The organism is Eikenella sp. HMSC061C02, assembly GCF_001809035.1.
Taxonomy (GTDB): domain Bacteria; phylum Pseudomonadota; class Gammaproteobacteria; order Burkholderiales; family Neisseriaceae; genus Eikenella; species Eikenella corrodens.
In genome coordinates this window covers 44,139-45,681 of sequence record NZ_KV795541.1, presented here as the reverse complement: position 1 = coordinate 45,681, position 1,543 = coordinate 44,139, and the positions used below count along the sequence as shown (strand labels likewise).

Here is a 1,543-nt window from a genome sequence, read left to right as displayed (position 1 = left end):
GCTGTACTGGTTTAAATTTAATTCACTATAAAAAACAATTTTCAGGTAGCCTGACCCAAGACAGCAAGCAACAACACATCCCTTCTATGAGCGGACAAAAACAATATCCCAAAACCTACCGCTTCAGCCCCAACCCCACCGGCAAACCCTACCAACCAGACCCCGCCAACAAAGAGCGCGATTTGGAAACGGCGCGGCGGATACAGCGGAGGCTGCTATTTCCAAAATTCGGTTTTCTCACCGGATTCCTGCCACTGCTCATAGCCATGGTGTATGAGAAGCTAACCGGTGGGCCGGTGTCCGAAGGCTTCATCATTTTCGGGTTTTGCTATGTGTTTACGGTTTGGCCGCTGAGCATCGGCCTTACCCTGCTTTTCGGCAGCTGCCCCTACTGCCATAAGACCCAAGGTCTCAACGGCCGGGTGTATACCCTTACCGGCCGCGAAATTTCCACCTCGCGCGGTGTATCGCCATTTATCACGAAATGTATCCGTTGCGGCGCACCCTTATCAGTAAAAGAAGTGGAAGCTGCCTACCGTCGGCTGGAAGAACAGGAAAAGGCTACCTGAAAAACTTTCAGGTAGCCTTTTAGCATTTGTCTGACTAAGGCAGGTTGGCCAAATCTTTTTCAATCTTATCCAGCAGCGCAGAGCAGCAGGCAGTAAGGATGCGGCGGGTTTCGTTGAAATTGCCGGTGTACCACGGGTCGGGAACGTGGCTGTAGCCGCTATCGGGCAGCAGGTCGGTGATTTTGAAGATTTTGCCGGGATGGCGGCCGAAGCGTTGTTCCAGCTCGGCCAGGTTGTTGTCGTCCATGGCCAGCAGGTAGTCGAAATCGGCCAAATCCTGCGTGCGCACGCGTCGGCTCACAAAGCCGCTGCTGTCGATGCCTTCGTCAGAAAGGATTTCCAGGCTGCCGCAGTGCATGCCTTCGCCATCGTGCCAGCCGGATGTGCCCGCGCTGGCAGTGTGCACCGGCAGGCCGCGGGCGGCGGCCATGCTGCGGCAGAGATATTCGGCCATCGGCGAGCGGCAGATGTTGCCCAGGCAAACGAACAAAACCTTAACGGGGCGTTCCATAAGGCTACCTGAAAATCAAATTGCCGCAATAAACAAAGCCACGATGCACAGCAGGTTTACGCCGAACATGGCCGAACGTAGCGTGGCTTTATCGCTGATATAGCAATAGATAAAGCCGATGCGGCTGGCCAAGAAGAGCAGCGCCCAGAAATTGATGGTGAACTGGACAGCGTTGCCGGTGGCGTGGGCGATGATCACGGCAGCAGCAAACGGCGGGAAGATTTCGTAGCTGTTTTGCTGTGCCGCATCGGCGCGCGCGGCCTTGCCTTGGGCGCGGGCCAGGAAGGCGCGCGGGTTGTGGTTGTCGGCCGGGGAAAATCCGGCGCGGTATTTGGCATAGGCGGCGCAAAAAATAGGCAGGAAAATGGCGAAGAAGATGCACCAGTAGGCTAAGGTCATGATGTGTTTGCTCCTATAGGGCTAAAGCGCTTATAGTGAATTAACAAAAACCAGTACAGCGTTG

3 protein-coding genes are annotated in these 1,543 nt (G+C 55.0%); 1 reads left to right on the top strand and 2 read right to left on the bottom strand.

Annotated features, from left to right (window positions below):
- Positions 1-569, top strand: a 569-nt coding sequence (locus tag HMPREF2541_RS04660; protein WP_210387138.1) for a M48 family metalloprotease, incomplete at its 5' end; no start/stop codon positions are given.
- Positions 570-603: 34 nt separating this feature from the next.
- On the opposite strand, the gene HMPREF2541_RS04655 is transcribed toward HMPREF2541_RS04660, so the two are convergent.
- Positions 604-1,080 carry a low molecular weight protein-tyrosine-phosphatase gene (locus HMPREF2541_RS04655; RefSeq protein WP_070541960.1) on the bottom strand — a complete coding sequence of 159 codons (477 nt, stop codon included), beginning with the start codon at positions 1,078-1,080 and terminating at the stop codon, positions 604-606.
- Positions 1,081-1,095: 15 nt separating this feature from the next.
- A complete protein-coding gene (locus HMPREF2541_RS04650) occupies positions 1,096-1,479 on the bottom strand; it encodes an MAPEG family protein (RefSeq protein WP_049258011.1) in 384 nt (127 codons plus the stop codon).
- Between the last annotated feature and the right edge of the window lie 64 nt (positions 1,480-1,543).

Excerpts from the sequence above, each read along its gene's own strand:
- HMPREF2541_RS04655 (WP_070541960.1), bottom strand. The coding sequence starts at position 1,080 with ATGGAACGCCCCGTTAAGGTTTTGTTCGTTTGCCTGGGCAACATCTGC.
- HMPREF2541_RS04650 (WP_049258011.1), bottom strand. The coding sequence starts at position 1,479 with ATGACCTTAGCCTACTGGTGCATCTTCTTCGCCATTTTCCTGCCTATT.